Genomic DNA, 20,758 nt, shown 5'->3' on the forward strand with positions numbered 1-20,758 from the left:
CCCCGGCACGACGGCGCATCGAACTGCGATCCCCCGACGGTGGAAGAGATGGCGAGCATGTCAGTGCAGACCCAACGCACGGACACAGGCACGGCCGCGGCGCCCGGTGTCCGTAAGACCGACGTACCCCCGCCCACCGAGGGCACAGGCACGGGCCCGGCCAGAAGGCGCGGCGGTGCGTCCGCCCCGTATCTGCTTCTGCTGCCCGCGCTGCTCGCCACGCTGATCCTGCTCGGCTGGCCGCTGATCAAGAACGGCATGCTGTCGTTCCAGAACCTCAACCCGCGCCAGCTGATCCTCCACCTCACCGAGTGGAGAGGGTTCGACAACTACACGGACGTCCTGAGCAGTTCGGACTTCTGGAAGGTCGTCCAGCGGACGGTCCTCTTCACCGCCGTGAACGTCGTCCTCATCATGGTGCTCGGCACCCTCGTGGGCCTGCTCCTCGCCCGGCTCGGCAAGAACATGCGGCTGCTGCTGATGCTCGGCCTGGTGCTGGCCTGGGCGATGCCGGTGATCGCCGCGACCACGGTCTACCAGTGGCTGTTCGCCCAGCGCTTCGGCGTCGTCAACTGGCTGCTCGCCAAGGCGGGCTGGTCGTCGATGGCCGACTACAACTGGTTCGGCACCCAGCTCTCCACCTTCTCCGTGATCACCCTGCTGATCGTCTGGCAGTCGATCCCGTTCGTGGCGATCAACCTGTACGCCGCCACGACCACCATCCCCAAAGAGCTGTACGAGGCCGCGTCCATCGACGGGGCCGGCACCTGGAAGAGCTTCACCTCCGTGACCTTTCCCTTCATGCGGCCGTTCCTGTGGGCGACGACCTTCCTGGAGGTCATCTGGGTCTTCAAGGCGTTCCCGCAGATCTTCGCCATCAACAAGGGCGGCCCCGACCGGCTCACCGAGACCCTGCCGATCTACGCGTTCGTCGAGGGCCCCGGCAACCAGCACTACGGGATGGGAGCGGCGATCTCGTTCCTGACGATCCTCATCCTGCTCGGCCTGACGGCCTACTACCTGCGTACCGTTCTCAAGCAAGAGGAGGACGAGCTGTGAAGCGCTCTCCGATGGCCCGGCTGTGGCCCAACGCGACCGCCGTCGTCCTCTTCGTCGTCTTCGCGTTCCCCGTCTACTGGATGTTCGCGACCTCGCTGAAGCCGACCGGCGACATCATCTCGGACGACCCGGTCTTCGTGCCGACCGACATCACCTTCGACCACTTCCGGCGGGCCCTGGACGCGGACCACTTCTGGACGCTGGTCGGCAACTCCCTGACGGTGACCGTCCTCGCGGTGGTCTTCTCCCTCGTCATCGCGCTGCTCGCGTCGTTCGCGCTGGCGCGCATGCGGTTCAAGGGCCGTCGCGGATTCCTCCTGACCTTCATGATCGCGCAGATGGCGCCGTGGGAGGTCATGGTCATCGCGATCTACATGATCGTGCGCGACGCCGACCTGCTCAACAGCCTCGTACCGCTCACCGTCTTCTACATGATCATGGTGCTGCCCTTCACCGTCCTGACGCTGCGCGGATACGTCGCCGCCGTGCCGAAGGAACTGGAGGAGTCGGCGATGGTGGACGGCTGCACCCGCAGACAGGCCTTCGTGAAGGTCATCTTCCCGCTGCTCGCCCCGGGTCTCATGGCCACCTCGCTCTTCGGCTTCATCACGGCGTGGAACGAGTTCCCGCTGGTCCTGATCCTCAACAAGGACGCGGAGAAGCAGACGCTTCCGCTGTGGCTCTCCAGCTTCCAGACGACGTTCGGCGACGACTGGGGCGCGACCATGGCCGCCGCCTCGCTCTTCGCCATCCCGATCCTGGTCCTGTTCGTCTTCCTCCAGCGCAAGGCCGTCAGCGGACTGACCTCCGGCGCCGTGAAGGGATAACGCCACCCGATGACCACCATCACCTCCGGCACGGACACGCTCACGCGTGACGCCCTCGCCGTCCTGCAGCCCGGCTTCACCGGGACCTCCGCTCCCTCCTGGCTGCTCCGGCGGCTCGGCGAGGGCCTCGCCTCCGTCGGTCTCTTCGGCCGCAACATCGCCTCCCCCGATCAGCTCTCCTCCCTCACCGCCCAACTGCGCTCGGAACGCGACGACGTACTGGTCGCCATCGACGAGGAAGGCGGCGACGTCACCCGCCTGGAGGCGCGCACGGGGTCGTCGTTCCCCGGCAACCACGCGCTGGGCGCGGTCGACGACGTGGCGCTGACCGAGGCCGTGGCCCACGAACTGGGCCGCCGCCTCGCCGCCTGCGGCGTGAACCTCAACTGGGCACCGTCCGCCGACATCAACTCCAACCCCGACAACCCCGTCATCGGCGTACGGTCCTTCGGCGCTGACACCGCACTGGTGGCCCGGCACACCGCCGCTTACGTCACCGGCCTCCAGTCCGCCGGAGTCGCCGCGTGCACCAAGCACTTCCCGGGCCACGGCGACACGGCGGTCGACTCGCACCACGCGCTGCCGCGCATCGACGCGGACCCGTCGCTCCTCGACTCCCGTGAACTGGCCCCGTTCCGCGCGGCCGTCGCGGCCGGCAGCCGGGCCGTGATGAGCGCGCACATCCTGGTACCGGCCCTCGACCCGGCCCACCCCGCGACCCTCTCCCGCCGCGTCCTCACCGGGCTGCTGCGCGAGGAACTCGGCTTCGACGGGCTGATCGTCACCGACGGCATGGAGATGCAGGCCATCTCCGCCACCTACGGCATCGAACGAGGCAGCGTCCTCGCGATCGCCGCCGGCGCCGACGCCATCTGCGTGGGCGGCGGGCTGGCCGACGAGGCGACCGTCCTGCGACTGCGGGACGCGCTGGTCACCGCGGTCCGCTCGGGCGAACTCCCCGAGGAACGCCTGGCCGACGCGGCGTCCCGCGTACGCACCCTGGCCTCCTGGACGACCGCGACCGCGACCAACGGAGCCACACCGAGCGGAACTTCGCCGAGCGGAACCTCCTCCTCGTCTGCCGACGGCACCGAGATCGGCCTGGTCGCGGCCCGCCGAGCCCTGACCGTCACCCGCGGCCGGCACTACGCACCGGTCACCGAGGCGCCGTACGTCGCGGCCTTCACCCCCGTCGCCAACATCGCCGTCGGGGACGAGACCCCCTGGGGCGTCGCCGCCGAACTGCGCCGCACGCTGCCGGGCACGGCGACCGGCAGCTTCACGGGGGAGGGGGCCGGGGCCGAGGCGCTCACGGCCGCCGGACCGCGCCGTGTGGTGGCCGTGGTCCGCGACGCCCACCGCCACGCCTGGATGGCCGAGGCCCTCGACACCCTGATCGCCGCCCGCCCCGACACGGTCGTGGTCGAGATGGGAGTGCCCCAGGCCCCGCCCCGCGGCGCCCTCCACATCGCCACACACGGCGCGGCCCGCGTATGCGGACTGGCAGCGGCGGAGGTCATCACAGGGGTATGACCTCCCCCTCGTGTCCGCCTTGATGAGGAGGGGTCCCGGATTCTTCCGCGAGAGGAATCCGGCCCCTTCGCACCACTCCCCGGCACCGCGCACCGAGGCTTACCGCCGCGCCGGTTGAGCGGGCGGTCCACCAGGCCGACCAGGCCGCCCTTCTGAGACGGCCCCAAGACGGGCGCCGTCAACCGCAGGAGTGATCGACCCGGCCGACCGAACCGTCATCGTCCGCCGTGCACGACGGCAACGCCCCGCACCGACGGCCTACGACGCCGGCTGAACCCCCACGTCCCGCACCCGCCCCGAACCCCCTCCGCAGCGGACCTACGGCGAAGCCCAGCAACGGTGCCCCGGAACCGCCCCGCAGCCGGTCGACCGCTCTGCCGACGCCGCCAACTCGCGACTCGACCTACAACGTCGTTGCCAGTCCGAGCCCTGAGCCCCGAGCCCGAGCCGAGACCGCTGTCAGATGCCCTGCCACGCAGGCTTGTTGGCGAACGTGTGCCGGAAGTAGTCCGCCAGCTTCAGCTTGGACGCGGCTGCCTCGTCCACGACCACCGTGGCGTGCGGGTGAAGCTGCAACGCGGACGCCGGGCACACCGCCGCGACCGGCCCTTCGACGGTCGCGGCCACGGCATCGGCCTTGCCCTCACCCGTGGCGAGCAGCACCAGGTGCCGCGCTTCCAGGATCGTCCCGATCCCCTGGGTGATCACGTGCTGAGGCACCTGCTCGATGTCGCCCTCGAAGAACCGCGCGTTGTCGACCCGGGTCTGCTCGGTCAGCGTCTTGATCCGGGTACGGGACGCCAGCGAGGAACACGGCTCGTTGAACCCGATGTGCCCGTCGGTGCCGATACCGAGCAGCTGCAGGTCGACCCCGCCCACCTCGGCGAGGGCCCTGTCGTACGCCTCGCATGCCGCCCGTATGTCCTCGGCGGTCCCGTCAGGGCCCATGAACGCCGCCATGTCGAGTCCCAGCGGCTCCAGCACTTCGCGTCGCAGCACGGACCGGTACGACTCGGGATGCTCGGCCGGCAGCCCCACATACTCGTCGAGCTGCGCGACCCGCGCCCGTGAGGCATCCACGGCCCCGGAACCCACCTTCGCGGCCAGCGCCTGGTAGATGGGCAGCGGGGTCGAACCGGTGGCCACGCCGAGCAGAGCGTCGGGCTTGTGCTGGAGCAACTCCGCCATGGCCCCGGCTATGAGCTCGCCACCCGCCTTGACGTCCGAAACGATGACAACTTCCACGCTGGGCCTGCCGTTCTGAAGGGGAACTCACCTGCATATGTGGTATAGACCAATCTACCAGAATGGCCTTCCCCGGTCGCGTCTTCCCGGGACGGTGCCCCAGGCTGCTCAGCTCAGAGATCCCCCCGTCGCGTCCATCCAGTGACCTGTCACCCAGCGACCCTCGTCCGAGGCGAGGAACGCCACCACGTCGGCTATGTCCGCAGGCGTGCCCACCCGTCCGAGCGCCGACAGTGACGCGGCCCGCGCCCAGGCTTCGTCATCCGACCGCAGCCAGCCGGCGTTGGCATCGGTGGCGACGATGCCCGGCGCCACTGTGTTCACGGTGATGCCTCGGGGTCCCAGGACCTTGGACAGGTCCCGCGTGAAGATGTCCAGGGCGCCCTTCGTCATCGCGTACGCCATCTTGTCCGGCATCGCCGCGGTGCGCGCGAGGCCCGATGAGATGTTGACGATCCGGCCGCCGTCACGCATGCGGGTCATGGCGAGTCTGGTGATGAAGTGCGGTGCTTTCACGTTCACCGCGAAGACCCGGTCGTACTCGGCTTCGTCGATCTCGTCGAACGGGCGGGATGTGCCGATCCCGGCGTTGTTCACGAGGATGTCCAGGCCTTTCGCGTGCCGGTCGAACTCCCGCCACAGCTCGTCCGCGTCGCCCGGCGTCCCCAGCTCCGTCCGCAGCGCGAACGCGGAGCCGCCCGCCGCCCGGATCGCGTCCACGGTGGCCTTGGCCGCCGCCTCGTCGCTCCCGTAGTGCACCGCCACCCTGGCTCCGTCCCGCCCGAGCCGCTCGGCGATTCCCCTCCCGATCCCCCTGCTGCCGCCCGTCACCAGCGCGGTCCTGCCCGCAAGCACGCCCATGTCCGCCCCTCCAGATTTCCCTAGCGGTCGCTACAGAAAAAACCGTACACACGACGCGGACATTTCTCTAGCACCCGCTATAAAATCCACTCCATGGTGAACAGGCAGGCAGCCGGCAGACAGGCTGGTCCGGGACCCGAGGCCAGGCCGAAACCCGAGGTCGCAGGGGGATTCGAGGCCGGTCCGGGACCCGGCACCGGTCCGGAATCCGAGATCGGTGCGGATCCTGAGATCGGACGCGGGCCCGGTCCGGGACCCGAGATCGATCAGGATCTCGACACCGGACCGAAACCGGTGGCCACGCCGGGGCCTGCGCCAGGATCCACGCCGGGACCCGTGCGTGGGCCTGCACCGGGTCTCACGCCGGGATCTACGCCCGGACCCGTGTCGGAACCCGCACCGGGACCCGTGCCAGGATCCACGCCGGGCTCGGCGTCAGGACCCGTTCCAGGGGTCGCGGCCACGCCAAGACCCGGACCCAGGCCGCGCGGCCGCGGCCGCCCCCGCTCATTCGACCGTGAGACCGCGCTGGAGAAGGCGATCCTCGCCTTCTGGGAGCGTGGCTACGACGCGACCTCCGTCGCCGACCTCACCGAGGTCATGGGCATCGGCGCCCCCAGCCTCTACGCGGCCTTCGGCGACAAGCGCTCCCTGTTCGAGGAGGTCGTGACCGTGTACGGCACGCGGTACGGCTCCTTCGGTGGCCGTGCGCTCGCGGAGGAGCCGACGGCCCGTGCCGCCGTGGAGCGGATGCTGCGCGAGGCGGCGGCGGAGTGCACCGAGCCCGGCCGTCCGCGCGGCTGCCTGGTCGTCCACGCCGCCACGAACTGCACCAACCCCGAGGTGGAGGGCTTCCTGCGGGAACGGCGCAATGCCAACATCGCCGCCGTCGAGAGCCGGGTGGGAGCCGGTGTCGCCGCGGGCGAACTCCCCGCGGACACGGACGCGGCGGCCCTGGCCCGGCACACCGGCGCCATGATCCAGGGAATGTCCCAGCAGGCCCGGGACGGAGCGACCAGGGAACAACTGGAAGCGCTGGTGGAACTCGCCATGCGAATCTGGCCCCGCCCGTGAACCGCCCGGCGCTAGGCTGCGTGGTGGATGTAGGGCGCCGAGTCACCGGCTCGACTGGATCGATCGGATCAAGAGACAACAACAAACATCCGGCGGCGCATGGACAGTCAGAGTGGTCTAGTCCACAATTGTAAGTAAAGCTTGAGAACGTAACTGCACGATCAAGCCATCGGAATACCACGGTGATCGACGACCACGGGGAACGATCTCCGTGACCGACCACTGAATGACCGAGCCTCCGCCTTCCCCGCACAGGAAGGCGGATCGAGGAGCCGGCGCTCTCTGCCCTGACTGCACCGGATCCTCATCCTTCGGCCGATCGGGACCGCACACCCCGCGGCTGATGTTGCTCCGGGCTGCGGTGCCGGGAGGGCTGAGGGTCCCTCTCAGGCGCCGCGGCCCGCGGGTGTCTCCAGGGGCCCCGCCGATGGCCGATTTCGGGCCTTGTCGTACGCGACGGGTACGCTCACAGAGTGCCCTCCATGAACGACCTCGTACGCCAGCACACCGCACTCGGTGACTCCGACCTCGAGTGGCTGCATCTGCTGGTCTCGGAGTGGCAGCTGCTCTCCGATCTCTCCTTCGCCGACCTCGTCCTGTGGGTCCCCACCCGCGACGGCACCCGCTATGTCTCGGTCGCCCAGATGAGACCCAACACCGGCCCCACCTCCTACCAGGACGACATGGTCGGCCACCTCGTCCCACGCGGCCGCCGCCCCATGCTGGACGCCGCGCTGGACGAGGGCCGGATCGTGCGCGAGGGCGACCCCGAGTGGCGTGAGGAGGTCCCCGTACGGGTCGAGTCCATCCCCGTCCGGCGAGAGGGCCGCGTCCTGGGGGTCATCGCCCGCAACACGAACCTGCTCACGGTGCGCACCCCCTCGCGGCTCGAACTCACCTATCTGCAGAGCGCGTCCGACCTGGCCCAGATGATCGCGGCCGGCTCCTTCCCGTTCCCCAACCAGCAGGTCGACATGGACGCCTCGCCACGTGTGGGTGACGGCCTGATCCGGGTGGACGCGGACGGCGTCGTCCAGTACGCGTCACCGAACGCGCTGTCGGCGTACCACCGACTGGGCCTCGCGGCCGACCTGGTCGGCCACCACCTCGGCCAGACCACCGCCGAACTCGCCCCGTCCCGCGGCCCGGTGGACGAGGCGCTGGCCAAGGTCGCCAGCGGCTGGGCACCCCGCGAGTTCGAGATCGAGAGCAACGACGGCGTGATCCAGCTGCGTGCGATCCCGCTCAAACCCAAGGGCACCCGCGTCGGTTCCCTGGTCCTCCTGCGCGACGTGACCGAACTGCGCCGGCGCGAGCGAGAGTTGATCACCAAGGACGCGACCATCCGGGAGATCCACCACCGGGTGAAGAACAACCTCCAGACGGTCGCGGCGCTGCTGCGCCTGCAGGCCCGCCGCATCGAGTCGGACCGGGGCCGCGAAGCCCTCGAAGAGGCGGTGCGCCGGGTCGGCTCGATCGCGATCGTGCACGAGACGCTCTCCCAGAACCTCGACGAGCGGGTCGAGTTCGACGAGATCGTCGATCGTGTGCTCGCCATGGTCGCCGAGATCTCGCCGGGCAAGGTCGTCGGCCGGCGCACGGGCCGCTTCGGCATACTCGACGCCGAGGTGGCGACCCCGCTCTCCATGGTCCTCACCGAAATCCTGCAGAACGCCCTGGAACACGGCTTCCGTGAAGGCGAGCGCGGCACGGTCGAGGTGTCCGCGGTCCGCGGCGGCACATCGAAGGAGAACCGGCTGCTGGTCACGGTCCAGGACGACGGGGTGGGCCTGCCCGAGGGTTTCGACCCGCACCGCTCGGGCAATCTCGGCCTGCAGATCGTACGGACGCTGGTCGAGGGCGAGCTGGGCGGCACCTTCGACATGGTCGCGGCGCCGGAGCGCGGCACACAGGTCGTACTGGACATCCCGGTCGAGACCCCCAAGTGACGCGAGTAACCCATGTCACGTATGCCGCCTGAGTATTCAAGGCGGTCTGAGTCCCCATCAGCTCCACGCGCCCCTCGCGAACAATTTCGCACCATGACGTCATGGACACACTGAGTGACCCTCGTGGGTTGGCTCGGCGGGGGAGCGGGGCTCGGCCGGCCGCCGAACCCGCGATCGCAAACAGCAATGAGCCCCGGACCACTGAGTGGTCCGGGGCTCACCGTGTCGTTCGGTTGTGCGCATCGGGGGTACTGCGCGGCTGCGGCTCGGGGGCGGGAGATGCGTACTCGCTGTACGCGCCGCCAAGCTCAGGCTGTTGTGGGGCGGGTTGTCAGGCGGAGGCCTGACGGGCCCTGTTGCGAGCGGCGCGGCGCTTCATCGCGCGGCGCTCGTCCTCGCTGAGACCACCCCAGACGCCGGAGTCCTGGCCGGACTCGAGCGCCCACTGCAGACACTGCTCCATGACGGGGCAGCGACGGCAAACGGCCTTGGCTTCCTCGATCTGCAGCAGCGCAGGACCGGTGTTGCCGATGGGGAAGAAGAGCTCGGGGTCTTCCTCGCGGCAAACGGCGTTGTGACGCCAGTCCATGGCTGCTACCTCTCCTTGGTATTACATGCACGTTGCTTGTGAATGTGAACGCTTTCACGAATCCCTCAACAAGTGAAGGGCCGACTACCAGACGGACTGGTGTGGTCCTTTTAAGTGAGGAGGGGTTCCGGCGCTCTGTGGGGGCGATGTTGCGGCCCGTCCCGAGCGCCACGTAGAGACTCGCAAACCTCAGCGGCGGATACAACCCCTACCGGAAAGTTTTTTTTGATTCCTCGGTGTCGACTAGGTCACAGCCGTACTTCCATGGGGTGGATCCTGGCCTAAACGTTCGAGTGGAAGGACTTTAGCCCGTTCCGCTCACACAATCACACGCAGTGCACGGCGAACGCCTGTGAACGCGACGCTCGTACGCAGTCCAAGGTGGTCGCCGTCCATCTGGAGGGGGAGCGGGACCTTCGAATGCAAGGTGAAGTCGGTCAGATCGTGCAGGGACACCGCGTGCTTGCCATGGGGCCCTCGGTCGGGGGACGAAGTGAGCAACTGGGTGCCATACCGGGCAACCGCGGGCGTCGACATACGGCTGAGTCCGAGTACGTCGAGGCCGGTATCGAACGAGGCTTTAGGTGACGCGTACACCGGGCGATTGCCCAGATAGGTCCATGGAGAGGTGTTGCACACTATCGACAGCACCAGATCGGTCACCGGGTCGGAACCCGGCCGCTCCAGCGTGATGGTGCCGCGGCGGCGGTGGGTCTCCCCGAAGAACTGGCGCATCGCCTGGCGCACGTAGAGCGAGTGCGTGGAGCGTTTGCCGCGTTCGCGGTGCTGTTCGACGCGGCCGACCACGCCGGCGTCGAAGCCGAGGCCCGCGTTGAAGGTGAACCAGCGTTTGGGGACACCTTCGTCCTCGCTGCCCGGGGTCCCCGCGGCGAGACCGAGGCCCACCGTGCGCTCCCGGCCCTCGCGCAGGGCGTCCAGGAGGGCGCCTGTCGCCTCGACGGCGTCGTTGGGCAGGCCCAGGGCACGGGCGAAGACGTTGGTGGAGCCGCCGGGTACGACGGCGAGGCCGGGCAGACGGTCGGGGTCGGGGCCGTTGTGCAGCAGGCCGTTGACGACCTCGTTGACCGTGCCGTCGCCCCCGAGGGCCACGACGAGCTCTATGTCCTTGCTCTCCGCGGCCTGCCGGCCGAGGTCTCTGGCGTGGCCGCGGTACTCGGTGGTGACCGCTTCGAGTTTCATCTCGCTCGCCAGTGCGTGGAACAAGACGTCACGCGTGCGTGCGCTGGTAGTGGTTGCTGCCGGATTGACCACGAGAAGTGCACGCATGCGATGCAGCGTACCTACCGCGTGGTACTCGCCCCATACCGAGGTGAGGATCGGATGAGAACCGCAGCACCCGGAGAAAGCCGAGAGGAAGCCCGGACAGAGCCCCGGACAGAGCCCCGGAAAGAGCCCCGGAAAGAGCCCCGGAGAAGCCCGGGGACCGTGGTCCCACGGCCCGGGGGAGAGCCCCGGGACCGTGGTCGGGCAAGGGGTGAGGGATACCCTTCACGGGTGAGCTCTGAGCAGAATCCCACCCCGGAAACCGTTGACGCCGAGCCCCGCCCCGGGCGCCTGACCGCGGCGGCGGCGCTCGCCGCGCTGGAGGGGATCGCCCTTGTCGCGGGGGGCGGCTACCTGCTCGTGATGGGCCTCACGGGTCATCCGGACGACCGCCGTCAGGCCGTCACCGGGGGCGTGACGCTGATCGTGCTCGCCCTGCTGCCCTTGCTGGCCGCGCGAGGGCTGCTCCTGCGGCGCGGCTGGAGCCGGGGGCCGGCGATCATCACACAGATCATGGCGCTGCCCGTCGCGTACAACCTGCTCCAGGCCGACAGCCTGGCCATTCCCGGGGGGATCGCCCTGGCGGTGGTGGCGATCGCGGCACTGGTGCTGATCCTCAACCCCGAGACGACGAGGGCGCTGGGGATCACCGGACCGGGCGGGGCACGGGAACCGGAGTAGTACGGGTCCGCGTACGGGAGTACGGGAGCCGGACGGCTGCGGGCACCCGGGCTGCCGGGAGGCCGAGGCTGCGCCGATGCCGATGCAGTGGCCGGTGCGTGTACCTCCGAGACCGCCGGTGGCGATCGGCGGCGGTCGGCTGGCGTCGGCGGTTCCTCGAAGCCGACCGTGGCCCTCTGGTCCGGCCTGCCCTCCGAGCCTCGGGCCGGGGCGCGCGGATACGTGGGGCGCATGGGCACGTGGCGCGCGCGGGGCGCGTGGCCCAGGGCCGTGCGGTTCCCCGCGCCCCTCACGGGGCGCGAGCCGTGCTGTCTACTCCTCCACCAGCAACTTCTCGCGGAGCTGGGCCAGTGTCCGGGCCAGCAGCCGGGAGACGTGCATCTGGGAGATGCCGACCTCCTGGGCGATCTGCGACTGGGTCATGTTCGCGAAGAAGCGCAGCAGCAGGATGCGCTTCTCGCGCGGGGGAAGGTCCTCCAGGAGCGGCTTGAGGGACTCGCGGTACTCGACGCCCTCCAGGGCCTCGTCCTCCGCGCCCAGGGTGTCCGCGACGGCCGGTGACTCGTCGTCCGTGTCGGGGACGTCCAGGGACAGCGTGGAGTACGCGTTGGCCGACTCCAGGCCCTCCAGGACCTCCTCCTCCGAGATGCCCAGCTTCTGGGCCAGCTCGTGCACGGTGGGGGAGCGGCCGTGCTGCTGCGAGAGCTCCGCCGTCGCCGTGGTCAGCGCGAGCCGCAGCTCCTGCAGCCTGCGCGGTACGCGCACGGCCCAGCCCTTGTCACGGAAGTGCCGCTTGATCTCACCGACGACCGTAGGAGTCGCGTACGTCGAGAACTCGACACCGCGCTCCGGGTCGAACCGGTCGACCGACTTGATCAGGCCGATGGTCGCGACCTGCGTGAGGTCGTCCAGCGGCTCGCCGCGGTTGCGGAAACGACGGGCGAGGTGCTCCACGAGCGGCAGATGTATCCGGACCAGCTGGTTGCGCAGCTCCGCGTACTCCGGGCTGTCGTGGTCCAGCTTGCGCAGCTCGATGAACTTGGCCCGCGCCCCGCTTCGGTTGTGGGGATCGTGCTGTGTACCCGCCGCGCCGCTGTCGGCGTTTCGTTCGTGCTCGTGCTGCTCGCTCATGATCCCGCCCGTCACCCGCCGCCGCCCTTCCAAGGACGTCCCCCCAGACTCCGTCCGGGGGGACCCCCACTGCGCGGCAACGTCTGGATCCTGTCGCCCGTCACTGCCGGAAAGCGCCTCGCGCTCGCCCTTGCCGATCGGCTCGTCCCGAGACGTCCCGGCCGCCGCCGGAGAACTGCCGTCCTCCGGGTGCGGCCGGGCCTGCTGCTCGGGGATGCCGTCGACGCCCTCCGCCAGGCGCCGGGGCCCGCCGGGGCCGCCTTCGCCCTCGGCGGAGAGCTCCCGTGTGCCGCGCTCTTCGTCCCGCACCGGCCCGTCCCCGTTCCTCACGCCGGCCCGGGTCCCGCGCCGCGCTGTTTGTAGAGGCTGATCGAAACGGTTTTGTCGTCGGCCACCGAAGAGGAGACCTTGCCTGCGAGGGCCGACAGCACGGTCCACGCGAAGGTGTCCCGCGCGGGGGCGTGGCCGTCGGTGGTCGGGGCCGAGACAGTCACCTCGAGCGAGTCGTCGATCAGGCGGAAGACACAGCTGAGCACGGAGCCCGGCACCGCCTGTTGCAACAGGATCGCGCATGCCTCATCCACGGCGATGCGCAAATCCTCGATCTCGTCGAGGGTGAAGTCCAAGCGCGCCGCGAGGCCGGCCGTGGCCGTACGCAGCACCGACAGGTAGGCACCCGCAGCCGGCAGCCGGACTTCCACGAAGTCCTGGGTCGCGGGCTCGCCTGCGATCTGGGACACCCTCACCTCCAAGGTGGTACAAGCTCTTTCGGGGGCCGAGGGTCGCCCCCCGGGGTAACGCGCTACGTGGTTCAGCGGTGACGCTATCGCGCTCTCAGGTTTCCTGTCCCCGGGACCCCAACCCCTTGCTGTCACTCATAGTAAACCTATGGATACGCACAGTGGCTAGGGGTCTGCGGGCCCAATTGGGAAGAGGGCGCGCCGGATTGACGTACCCAGACGTCAGAGGGTCGAACCGTCCGGAACCCACGTCACACCAGCACATGGTCGACGAAGCACCAACGCCAGCTCTCGCCGGGCTCGAAGGTTCGCATGATCGGATGCCCCGTCTTCTCGAAATGCTCCGTGGCGTGCCGCAGCGGCGACGAGTCGCAACAACCCACGTGACCGCAGTCCAGGCACAGCCGCAGCTGCACCGGGTGCGTGCCCGCCGCCCGGCACTCGAGACACGTGTCGCTCAGGGGAGCTGGTTCCGTATGCGGCAGCGCGTCGGCGTGCGTGCACTGTTTCATGATTGCCAGATTACGTCGGGTGTGCGGGAATCCGCGCGGAAATGAAAGCGGGCCGATACCGATGCATGTGATGCCCCTGCTCCTGCTGATCGCGGGCAGTGCCGCGGTGGCGGGCGCCGCGCGCCGTACTCCGGTGCCGGCGCCCCTGCTTCTCGTCGCGGCGGGCCTGGTCGTCTCGTACGTGCCCGGGGTGCCCGAGTACACCCTGGACCCCCACATCGTCCTGCCGCTGCTGCTGCCTCCGCTGCTCTACACGGCGGCCACGGACAGCTCGTACCTCGATCTGCGGGCGCAGGTCCGGCCGGTGGCGCTGCTGTCGGTCGGGTACGTGCTGTTCGCGACGCTCGTCGTCGGCTGGGCCGCGTACGTGCTCGTGCCGGACCTGTCGCTGACCGCGGCGCTGGTGCTCGGCGCGGTCGTGGCGCCGCCGGACGCGGTCGCGGCCACGGCGGTGGCGCGCCGGGTCGGGCTGCCGTCGCGGGTCACCACGATCCTGCAGGGCGAGTCGCTGGTGAACGACGCGACCGCGATCACCGCCTACAAGGTGGCGCTCGCCGCCGCCGTCGGGGAGGGCGCGACCTGGGCGGGCGGCATCGGTGAGTTCCTGCTCGCGGCGCTGGGCGGCGTCGGTGTCGGGCTCGTCCTGATGGTGCCGATCCACTGGATGCGCACCCGGCTGACCGAGGCGCTCCTGCAGAATTCCCTGTCGCTGCTGACGCCCTTCTTCGCGTACGCGGTCGCCGAGCAGGTGCATGCCTCCGGAGTGCTCGCCGTGGTCGTCGTCGCGCTCTACCTCGGCCACCGCAACTGGGAGGTCGACTTCGCGACGCGGCTCCAGGAGGAGGCGGTCTGGAAGATGGTCGCGTTCATCCTGGAGTCGGCGGTCTTCGCCCTCATCGGCCTGCAGCTGCCGGTGATCCTCCAGGGCCTCGGCGCGTACGAGGGGTTGAGCGCCGCCTGGTACGCGGTGGCCCTCTTCGGGATCGTCGTGGTGGCCCGCTTCGCCTGGGTGTATCCGGCGACCTTCCTGCCCCGCCCGCTGTCCGCGCGGATCAGGGAACGGGAGGACAACCCCACCTGGAAGGGCCCCTTCATCATCAGCTGGGCCGGCATGAGAGGTGTGGTCTCACTCGCCATCGCCTTCTCGATCCCGCTCACCGTGGACGGCGGCGAGGACTTCGCGGGCCGCGACATGGTCCTCTTCCTGACCTTCACGACGGTCATCGGGACCCTCGTCGTGCAGGGACTGTCGCTGCCACCGCTCATCCGCATGCTGAAACTCCCGGAGCGGGACCAGCAGGCCGAGACACTGGCGGAGGCGAACGCCCAGGCGCAGGCCTCCCGGGCCGCCGAGGGGCGGCTGGAAGAGCTCCTCTCCGACGAGCGCAACACGCTTCCGCCACCCCTGGCCAACCGTCTCCGCACGGTTCTGGAGCGCCGCCGCAACGCCGTCTGGGAACGTCTCGGCCAGGTCAACAGCGTCACCGGAGAGACCGCGGACGACACGTACCGGCGGCTGTCCAGGGAGATGATCAGCGCCGAACGCGAGATGTTCGTGAAGCTGCGGGACGGCCGCTACATCGACGACGAGATGCTGCGGACACTGCTGCGGCGACTGGACCTGGAGGAGGCGGCGGCGTTCAGGGAAGCGACCTAGGCTCCGTCCCAGGGGCGCCGCCGTCCGGGCTGCCCGTGATCACGGCCGCGACCGTCGTCCCGCGCGGGAACGCGCCCTCCTCCGTGAGAGTCATGAGTCCGTACAGCGACTTGGCGACATAGAGACGTTCGACGGGCAGGCCGTGGCGTCGCTCGAAGTCGGCCGCGAACGCGTCGAGTTCGGGAGGCGTACGGGCGTAGCCGCCGAAGTGGAACCGGTCGTCCAGGGACCAGTCGCCGCGCGGGCCGCCGAACGCCTCCTCCTGGAGGGCGCGTATCTCGGCGCCCAGGAAGCCGCCCTTGAGGACCGGCACGCCCAGCGCGCGCCGGCCGGGGGACAGACCCGCGGCCAGGCCCGCCAGCGTGCCGCCCGTGCCGCAGGCCAGCACGGCGATGTCGGCGTGGTCGCGCAACTCCTCACCCAGGGCGGTGCAGCCGCGTACGGCAAGGGCGTTGCTGCCGCCTTCCGGGACCACGTACGCCTCCTCGCAGGCGGTCGCTCGGAGCAGGGCGGCCAGGGTTCCCGGCTCGCTCTTGCGGCGATAAGTCGATCTGTCGACGAAATGGAGCCGCATGCCGTCCGTGGCGCATCGGGCCAGCGACGGGTTCAGGGGGCGGTCGGCGAGCTCCTGGCCGCGGACCACGCCGACGGTGGGCAGGCCCAGGAGACGACCGGCCGCGGCGGTGGCCCGCAGATGGTTCGAGTACGCGCCGCCGAAGGTGAGGACCGTACGGCCGTCGGCCGCGAGGAGGTTCGGCGCCAGCTTGCGCCACTTGTTGCCGATCAGCTCCGGGTGGATCAGATCGTCCCGCTTGAGCAGCAGCCGCACGCCCCGCCGCTCGAAGCGCTCGTCCACGACCTCCTGGAGCGGCGACGGCAGCCGTGGCCGTAGGACGGCGGGGCCGACCGCTTGAGAGCCGGCCGCTTGAGGGTGGGCTGCGCGAGGGTCGCCCGCCGCAGGCCCGCCCGCCGCGGGCGCGAGCACTCCAGGAGTGACTGTTTCGGAGGTGTCGGGGCCGGTCACACCCCCATTGTCGGACATGCGTCCGAGCGACACGCGGGGCTGCGCCGACATCGCACGGTCGACGGCTTCCCCCGGGGAACCCGCTCTGCCCCCCTGGGGACCGCCCCACCCGTCAATTCAGGCGGTCACGGATGCGGGCCCGCATGGCGGCCATCGTGAAGCCGCGTGGGTCGATCTTGCCGGGCTGCCATTCGAGATGACCGATCACCGAGCGCTCGGTCCAGCCGTGGTGGCGGCAGACCGCCGCCGAGACCCGCTCTATGGCCTCCAGCTGGGCCGCCGGCCAGGGATCCCTGCCGTCACCGAGGTTCTCGCACTCGAAGCCGTAGAAATGGCGGTTGCCGTCGGTGTTCGCCTCGTTGTCCGCGGGCAGGGCCGTCTCGGCGATGACCGCCCGCAGTACGTCGTCGTCGCCGAGCCCCGCGTGATTGGCGCGGCCGTAACCGACGAGGTGGACGCGGCCGTCCTTGGTGATGACGCCGTGGCACAGCGGACCCGGCAACCCGCTGTAGCCGTCGCGGCATATCTCGACGGTCCGCAGACTGCCCGACGTCACGGTGTGGTGGATCATCACGCCGTGGACCGAGCCCCAGGGGCCTTGGTGATTGCGGTTGTGATGCCTCCAGTCGCCGACCTCGACGACGATGATTCCTTCCGCCTCGAGCCGGCTCAGAAAGCTGCCCGCGGACATGGGTGGGGCCACGGCCGCCTCCTCACAGGGCGCGACGGCCACCCTTCGTGACCGTCTCGTACCGCTGCTTGTACCCGGAACTCGCCGGGAGGGACCGTGTGTTCGCACGGCGTGCGGGCCGCGCCGCCGACGGCACGGATGAGCCGCCTAGGCGCGCAGGAAGCCGTCCCCGTGCGCCGCGATGTGGCTCTCCAGGGCCTGGAGAGCCTGCTGCGTGGTCTGCGGGGAGCCGCTGCCGCGCTGTTCCGCGAAGTAGGCCGCGCCGAGGCTCTTCAGCAGGTCGTTGCCGGCCCGCTGTGCCTGTACGTCGTCGATCTTCTGCTTGCCCTGCGTGATGCCGCGCTGAGCTTGTTCCTTGGCGCGGTCCAGGAATCCTGCCATTGCCGTCTCCTCCGTAGTCGTCGGTCGTCGGTCGGCCGTGGTTCGTGTTGCCGGGTGAACGGGCGGCCCGATCTTGGAGTTCCTGACGGTCTGATCGGGGGCGCGCGATATGCCCCACTTCTCAAAGATCCATTCCCCCTCTTTCGTGTAATAGCACCAGCACGGTCCGTGATGGAAGTGTTGTCGCCGCAGGCCATTGCACGATGGGGAGGACATTTTCATGTCGGTAGGCGAAGAGATCCGCGCGGACCAGGACCAGCCGCAGAAGAGTCTCGGCACATCCGCAGCGCGGAACCTGGCCACCACCACCAAGTCCGCACCGCAGATGCAGGAGATCAGCTCACGCTGGCTGCTGCGCATGCTGCCGTGGGTGAACGTGCAGGGCGGTACGTACCGGGTGAACCGCAGGCTCAGCTACTCCGTGGGAGACGGCCGCGTCACGTTCGTGAAGACCGGTGACCGCGTCCAGGTGATCCCGGCGGAGCTGGGCGAGCTGCCGGCGCTGCGCACCTACGAGGACCAGGAGGTGCTCGCCGAGCTGGCCCAGCGCTGCCAGCAGCGTGAGTTCGGACCGGGCGACGTACTCGCCTCCTTCGGCAGCCCGGCCGCCGAGGTGTTCCTGCTGGCGCACGGCAGGGTCGAGAAGATCGGCACCGGACCGTACGGGGACGACGCCGTCCTCGGGGTCCTCGCCGACGGCTCCTACTTCGGCGACCAGGCGATCACCGACCCGGACGCCATCTGGGAGTACACGGCGCGTGCGGCCACCGCCTGTACGGTCCTCGCGCTGCCCCGCGCGGACCTCGACCAGATCGCGGAGCGCTCCACGTCCCTGCGCGAGCACCTCAGTCAGCTGCGCGCGATTCCCGAGCAGCGTTCCAACACCTACGGAGAGAAGGAGATCGACCTCTCGGCCGGCCACACCGGAGAGCCGGCCATCCCGGGGACGTTCGTCGACTACGACGCCGCGCCACGGGAGTACGAACTCAGCGTCGCCCAGACCGTGCTGCGCATCCACACCCGCGTGGCCGATCTCTACAACCAGCCGATGAACCAGACCGAGCAGCAGTTGCGGCTCACCGTGGAGGCGCTGAAGGAGCGTCAGGAGCACGAGCTCGTCAACAACCGGGAGTTCGGGCTGCTCCACAACTGCGAGTACGACCAGCGGATCCAGCCGCACGACGGCGTACCCGGCCCGGACGACCTGGACGAGCTGCTCACCAGGCGGCGCGGCACGAAGCTGCTGCTGGCCCACCCGCGGGCGATCTCCGCGATCGGCCGTGAGCTCAACAAGCGGGGGCTCGTCCCCGAGACCCTGGACGTGGCGGGCAACCGCATTCCCACCTGGCGGGGCGTGCCGATCTACCCGTGCAACAAGATCCCGATCACCGAGGCGAGGACGACCTCGATCATCGCCATGCGTACGGGCGAGGCCGAGCAGGGCGTGGTCGGGCTCCAGCAGGCCGGCATCCCGGACGAGATCGAGCCGAGCCTGTCCGTGCGGTTCATGGGGATCAGCGAGCAGGCGATCATGTCGTACCTGGTGACGACGTACTACTCGGCCGCGGTCCTGGTCCCCGACGCGCTCGGTGTCCTGGAGAACGTCGAGATCGGCCGCTGGCGGTGAGCTCCGGTGAACCACGTGCGGTGTCCCCGCCCGCCGGAGCGGGTAGACCACAGGGGTACGCGCCCAGCGTCAGCGGAACCGTCACCGTCCGCGCATCCTCCGAGGCGGATCCATGGGTGAGTTCATGACGGAGACGCGACAGAGCCCGTCGCCCACGGCGGAAGGGTCGCTCCCGCGTCAAGGGGCCGCACCCGTCGGGGAGCACGGTCCGCCCGACGGACAGGACGCGGCCGTCATCCTGGAGCGGGCCCGGTCCGTGGTCGACCCCGAACTGCGCCGAGCCATCGATTCGTTGCCCGTTTCGATGCGGCGGATCGCGCTCTTCCACTTCGGGTGGGAACACGCGGACGGCACCCCGGCGGCGGGGAACGCGGGCAAGGCCATCCGGCCCGCGCTCGTCCTGACCGCGGCCGGGGCACTCGGCGGGCACCGGGCGACAGCCGTCCGAGCGGCCGCGGCGGTGGAGCTGGTGCACAACTTCACGCTGCTGCACGACGACGTGATGGACCGGGACACCACCCGCAGGCACCGGCCCACCGCGTGGGCCGTGTTCGGTGACGCCGACGCGATCCTGGCGGGGGACTCCCTGCAGGCGCTGGCCCATCGGCTGCTCGCCGACGATCCGCATCCGGCGTCCTCGGCTGCGGCCGCGCGGCTCGCGAAGTGTGTCGTGGAGCTCTGTGCCGGACAGCACGAGGACACCGCGATGGAGCGTCGTGGTCCTGACGACATCACGCTCGACGAGGTGCTCGCCATGGCCGAGGCCAAGACGGGGGCACTGCTGGGGTGCGCGTGTGCGATCGGGGCGCTGTACGCGGGCGCCGACGACGCGGATGTCGAGGCGCTCGACGCGTTCGGGCGCGAGGCAGGGCTCGCCTTCCAGTTCATCGACGACGTGATCGGTATCTGGGGGGATCCGAGGCGCACCGGCAAGCCGGCGGGAGCGGATCTCATAGCCCGCAAGAAGTCCCTGCCCGTCGTCGCCGCGCTCGCCTCCGGCACACCGGCCGGCGCCGAACTCGCCGAGCTGTACCGGGTTCCCTACCGGGACGGCGATCTGGAGCGCACGGTCCTCGCCGTCGAGCGGGCGGGTGGCCGTGACTGGGCCCAGATCCAGGCCGCCGAGCGGATGGCACGGGCTCTGGACCACCTGTCCCGGGCCATCCCGGACCCGGAGGCGGCGGGAGGTCTGCTGTCGCTGGCGGAGTTCGTGACGCGCCGGAACGTGTGACGGGGAGGTGCCCGAGGGAGCGACGGCGGGGGATCGAAGGGAGTCGAGGGGGATGAGAGACGGACCAGGGAGGGGTGAGGGGAGGGGCGGGAGACATGTGACGGGAGATCGGTAGAGGGTCCGGCGGGGCCTTGCGCAGCGGCCGGGGGGCGAAACCGGGTGGCGCTCGTGGGGACGCGGCAGCCGAACCGCGGAGTGCCGGGCCGGTCAGGGGAGCCGAGGGGGAGCGGCAACGGCCTGTGGCGCGGGTGGGGGCGGGCAGTTGTTGACCTCGTGTGCTGCCGGCTCGGCTTGAAGGGGCGTCGGCAGGATCGTCCGCCGTGCCGGTCGCAAGGCGGGTGGGGCCCGGCCTGCACGGCTCCGCCGGTGACGGTCTGCCGGTCCGGGAACGGTCGGTCCGGCTCCGCCGGTACGGGAGCGGTCCGGGCGCCGGTTCTGTCGGCTGACGCATCAAGTGGGGGCGTCGGTGCGCCGGCTCCCTCGGCGGTCCGAAGCGGTGCGGCACGTGGGGCCGCCTCCGAGACACCGGAGTTCTCTCCGTCGTGCGGTACCTGACGGCGCGGCGAGGTGGAGGGGTTCCGGTCATGGCGGGTCCCGCGCATCCCCACGGCGTGCGGGACCCGTCACCTCTGCCCGGGGTGATCAGCGGAGTCTCCGGGCCG

At 70.0% G+C, this 20,758-nt stretch carries 19 protein-coding genes; 9 read left to right on the plus strand and 10 right to left on the minus strand.

The features are described 5' to 3' along the window. Positions 1-57: 57 nt before the first annotated feature. From ACLVWQ_RS08455 to ACLVWQ_RS08465, 3 genes are read left to right on the plus strand one after another with little or no spacing between them, the layout of a single operon-like run. Positions 58-1,059, plus strand: coding sequence for a carbohydrate ABC transporter permease (locus tag ACLVWQ_RS08455; RefSeq protein WP_414107606.1), 1,002 nt, complete (start codon positions 58-60; stop codon positions 1,057-1,059). After that, complete coding sequence (locus ACLVWQ_RS08460) at positions 1,056-1,886, plus strand: carbohydrate ABC transporter permease (protein WP_414107607.1); 831 nt, start codon at positions 1,056-1,058, stop codon at positions 1,884-1,886. Before ACLVWQ_RS08455 ends, ACLVWQ_RS08460 begins: the two co-directional genes overlap by 4 nt. 9 nt (positions 1,887-1,895) lie before the next feature. Further along, positions 1,896-3,419: a glycoside hydrolase family 3 protein gene (locus ACLVWQ_RS08465; protein ID WP_414107608.1), complete on the plus strand. Its 1,524-nt coding sequence runs from the start codon at positions 1,896-1,898 to the stop codon at positions 3,417-3,419. Between the two features lie 459 nt (positions 3,420-3,878). On the opposite strand, the gene nagB is transcribed toward ACLVWQ_RS08465, so the two are convergent. Together nagB and ACLVWQ_RS08475 are read right to left on the minus strand one after the other, a co-directional pair. Beyond that, positions 3,879-4,664, minus strand: coding sequence for a glucosamine-6-phosphate deaminase (nagB, locus tag ACLVWQ_RS08470; RefSeq protein ID WP_414107609.1), 786 nt, complete (start codon positions 4,662-4,664; stop codon positions 3,879-3,881). A 108-nt stretch (positions 4,665-4,772) separates the two neighbouring features. Beyond that, positions 4,773-5,525: an SDR family oxidoreductase gene (locus tag ACLVWQ_RS08475; RefSeq protein WP_414107610.1), complete on the minus strand. Its 753-nt coding sequence runs from the start codon at positions 5,523-5,525 to the stop codon at positions 4,773-4,775. A 528-nt stretch (positions 5,526-6,053) separates the two neighbouring features. Here ACLVWQ_RS08475 and ACLVWQ_RS08480 point away from each other — a divergent pair. Continuing rightward, positions 6,054-6,599, plus strand: coding sequence for a TetR/AcrR family transcriptional regulator (locus ACLVWQ_RS08480; RefSeq protein WP_414107826.1), 546 nt, complete (start codon positions 6,054-6,056; stop codon positions 6,597-6,599). 473 nt (positions 6,600-7,072) lie between these two features. Beyond that, positions 7,073-8,548, plus strand: coding sequence for a sensor histidine kinase (locus ACLVWQ_RS08485; protein ID WP_414107611.1), 1,476 nt, complete (start codon positions 7,073-7,075; stop codon positions 8,546-8,548). A gap of 331 nt (positions 8,549-8,879) precedes the next feature. On the opposite strand, the gene ACLVWQ_RS08490 is transcribed toward ACLVWQ_RS08485, so the two are convergent. Together ACLVWQ_RS08490 and ACLVWQ_RS08495 are read right to left on the minus strand one after the other, a co-directional pair. Beyond that, positions 8,880-9,137 carry a WhiB family transcriptional regulator gene (locus tag ACLVWQ_RS08490; protein WP_016639615.1) on the minus strand — a complete coding sequence of 86 codons (258 nt, stop codon included), beginning with the start codon at positions 9,135-9,137 and terminating at the stop codon, positions 8,880-8,882. 318 nt (positions 9,138-9,455) lie between these two features. Beyond that, positions 9,456-10,424, minus strand: coding sequence for a diacylglycerol/lipid kinase family protein (locus ACLVWQ_RS08495; RefSeq protein WP_414107612.1), 969 nt, complete (start codon positions 10,422-10,424; stop codon positions 9,456-9,458). A 228-nt stretch (positions 10,425-10,652) separates the two neighbouring features. Between ACLVWQ_RS08495 and ACLVWQ_RS08500 the strand changes: the two genes are divergently transcribed. Continuing rightward, on the plus strand, positions 10,653-11,102 hold the full coding sequence (locus ACLVWQ_RS08500) for a hypothetical protein (RefSeq protein WP_414107613.1): 450 nt from the start codon (positions 10,653-10,655) through the stop codon (positions 11,100-11,102). 312 nt (positions 11,103-11,414) lie between these two features. On the opposite strand, the gene ACLVWQ_RS08505 is transcribed toward ACLVWQ_RS08500, so the two are convergent. The 3 genes from ACLVWQ_RS08505 to ACLVWQ_RS08515 form a co-directional block, all read right to left on the minus strand. Continuing rightward, positions 11,415-12,542: an RNA polymerase sigma factor SigF gene (locus ACLVWQ_RS08505; RefSeq protein WP_414107614.1), complete on the minus strand. Its 1,128-nt coding sequence runs from the start codon at positions 12,540-12,542 to the stop codon at positions 11,415-11,417. 17 nt (positions 12,543-12,559) lie between these two features. After that, positions 12,560-12,973, minus strand: coding sequence for an anti-sigma regulatory factor (locus ACLVWQ_RS08510; protein ID WP_055512819.1), 414 nt, complete (start codon positions 12,971-12,973; stop codon positions 12,560-12,562). A gap of 251 nt (positions 12,974-13,224) precedes the next feature. After that, positions 13,225-13,485 (minus strand): UBP-type zinc finger domain-containing protein, encoded by a 261-nt coding sequence (locus tag ACLVWQ_RS08515; protein WP_414107615.1) that lies wholly within the window; start codon positions 13,483-13,485, stop codon positions 13,225-13,227. 61 nt (positions 13,486-13,546) lie between these two features. Between ACLVWQ_RS08515 and ACLVWQ_RS08520 the strand changes: the two genes are divergently transcribed. Beyond that, on the plus strand, positions 13,547-15,142 hold the full coding sequence (locus tag ACLVWQ_RS08520; RefSeq protein ID WP_414107616.1) for a Na+/H+ antiporter: 1,596 nt from the start codon (positions 13,547-13,549) through the stop codon (positions 15,140-15,142). On the opposite strand, the gene ACLVWQ_RS08525 is transcribed toward ACLVWQ_RS08520, so the two are convergent. The 3 genes from ACLVWQ_RS08525 to ACLVWQ_RS08535 all read right to left on the minus strand — a co-directional run bounded on the left by ACLVWQ_RS08525 (position 15,126) and on the right by ACLVWQ_RS08535 (position 17,238). Then, a complete protein-coding gene (locus ACLVWQ_RS08525) occupies positions 15,126-16,184 on the minus strand; it encodes a 1-aminocyclopropane-1-carboxylate deaminase/D-cysteine desulfhydrase (protein WP_414107617.1) in 1,059 nt (352 codons plus the stop codon). The genes ACLVWQ_RS08520 and ACLVWQ_RS08525 overlap by 17 nt on opposite strands. A 94-nt stretch (positions 16,185-16,278) precedes the next feature. Continuing rightward, positions 16,279-16,869 carry an N-acetylmuramoyl-L-alanine amidase gene (locus ACLVWQ_RS08530; RefSeq protein WP_414107618.1) on the minus strand — a complete coding sequence of 197 codons (591 nt, stop codon included), beginning with the start codon at positions 16,867-16,869 and terminating at the stop codon, positions 16,279-16,281. Between the two features lie 135 nt (positions 16,870-17,004). Further along, positions 17,005-17,238 carry a hypothetical protein gene (locus tag ACLVWQ_RS08535; RefSeq protein WP_414107619.1) on the minus strand — a complete coding sequence of 78 codons (234 nt, stop codon included), beginning with the start codon at positions 17,236-17,238 and terminating at the stop codon, positions 17,005-17,007. A gap of 220 nt (positions 17,239-17,458) precedes the next feature. Here ACLVWQ_RS08535 and ACLVWQ_RS08540 point away from each other — a divergent pair, with 220 nt between their 5' ends. Together ACLVWQ_RS08540 and ACLVWQ_RS08545 are read left to right on the plus strand one after the other, a co-directional pair. Further along, positions 17,459-18,865: a family 2B encapsulin nanocompartment shell protein gene (locus tag ACLVWQ_RS08540; RefSeq protein ID WP_414107620.1), complete on the plus strand. Its 1,407-nt coding sequence runs from the start codon at positions 17,459-17,461 to the stop codon at positions 18,863-18,865. 112 nt (positions 18,866-18,977) lie between these two features. Next, positions 18,978-20,096, plus strand: a complete 1,119-nt coding sequence (locus ACLVWQ_RS08545; protein WP_414107621.1) for a family 2 encapsulin nanocompartment cargo protein polyprenyl transferase — start codon at positions 18,978-18,980, stop codon at positions 20,094-20,096. Positions 20,097-20,758 lie beyond the last annotated feature (662 nt).

It is taken from the genome of Streptomyces sp. CWNU-52B (assembly GCF_047444975.1).
GTDB lineage: Bacteria > Actinomycetota > Actinomycetes > Streptomycetales > Streptomycetaceae > Streptomyces.

What these genes read in the sequence shown, in the direction of transcription:
- ACLVWQ_RS08455 (WP_414107606.1), top strand. Translation starts at nt 58, where the DNA reads ATGTCAGTGCAGACCCAACGCACGGACACAGGCACGGCCGCGGCGCCC.
- ACLVWQ_RS08465 (WP_414107608.1), top strand. Translation starts at nt 1,896, where the DNA reads ATGACCACCATCACCTCCGGCACGGACACGCTCACGCGTGACGCCCTC.
- ACLVWQ_RS08475 (WP_414107610.1), bottom strand. Translation starts at nt 5,525, where the DNA reads ATGGGCGTGCTTGCGGGCAGGACCGCGCTGGTGACGGGCGGCAGCAGG.
- ACLVWQ_RS08490 (WP_016639615.1), bottom strand. Translation starts at nt 9,137, where the DNA reads ATGGACTGGCGTCACAACGCCGTTTGCCGCGAGGAAGACCCCGAGCTC.
- ACLVWQ_RS08495 (WP_414107612.1), bottom strand. Translation starts at nt 10,424, where the DNA reads ATGCGTGCACTTCTCGTGGTCAATCCGGCAGCAACCACTACCAGCGCA.
- ACLVWQ_RS08515 (WP_414107615.1), bottom strand. Translation starts at nt 13,485, where the DNA reads ATGAAACAGTGCACGCACGCCGACGCGCTGCCGCATACGGAACCAGCT.
- ACLVWQ_RS08520 (WP_414107616.1), top strand. Translation starts at nt 13,547, where the DNA reads ATGCATGTGATGCCCCTGCTCCTGCTGATCGCGGGCAGTGCCGCGGTG.
- ACLVWQ_RS08525 (WP_414107617.1), bottom strand. Translation starts at nt 16,184, where the DNA reads ATGTCCGACAATGGGGGTGTGACCGGCCCCGACACCTCCGAAACAGTC.
- ACLVWQ_RS08535 (WP_414107619.1), bottom strand. Translation starts at nt 17,238, where the DNA reads ATGGCAGGATTCCTGGACCGCGCCAAGGAACAAGCTCAGCGCGGCATC.
- ACLVWQ_RS08540 (WP_414107620.1), top strand. Translation starts at nt 17,459, where the DNA reads ATGTCGGTAGGCGAAGAGATCCGCGCGGACCAGGACCAGCCGCAGAAG.
- ACLVWQ_RS08545 (WP_414107621.1), top strand. Translation starts at nt 18,978, where the DNA reads ATGGGTGAGTTCATGACGGAGACGCGACAGAGCCCGTCGCCCACGGCG.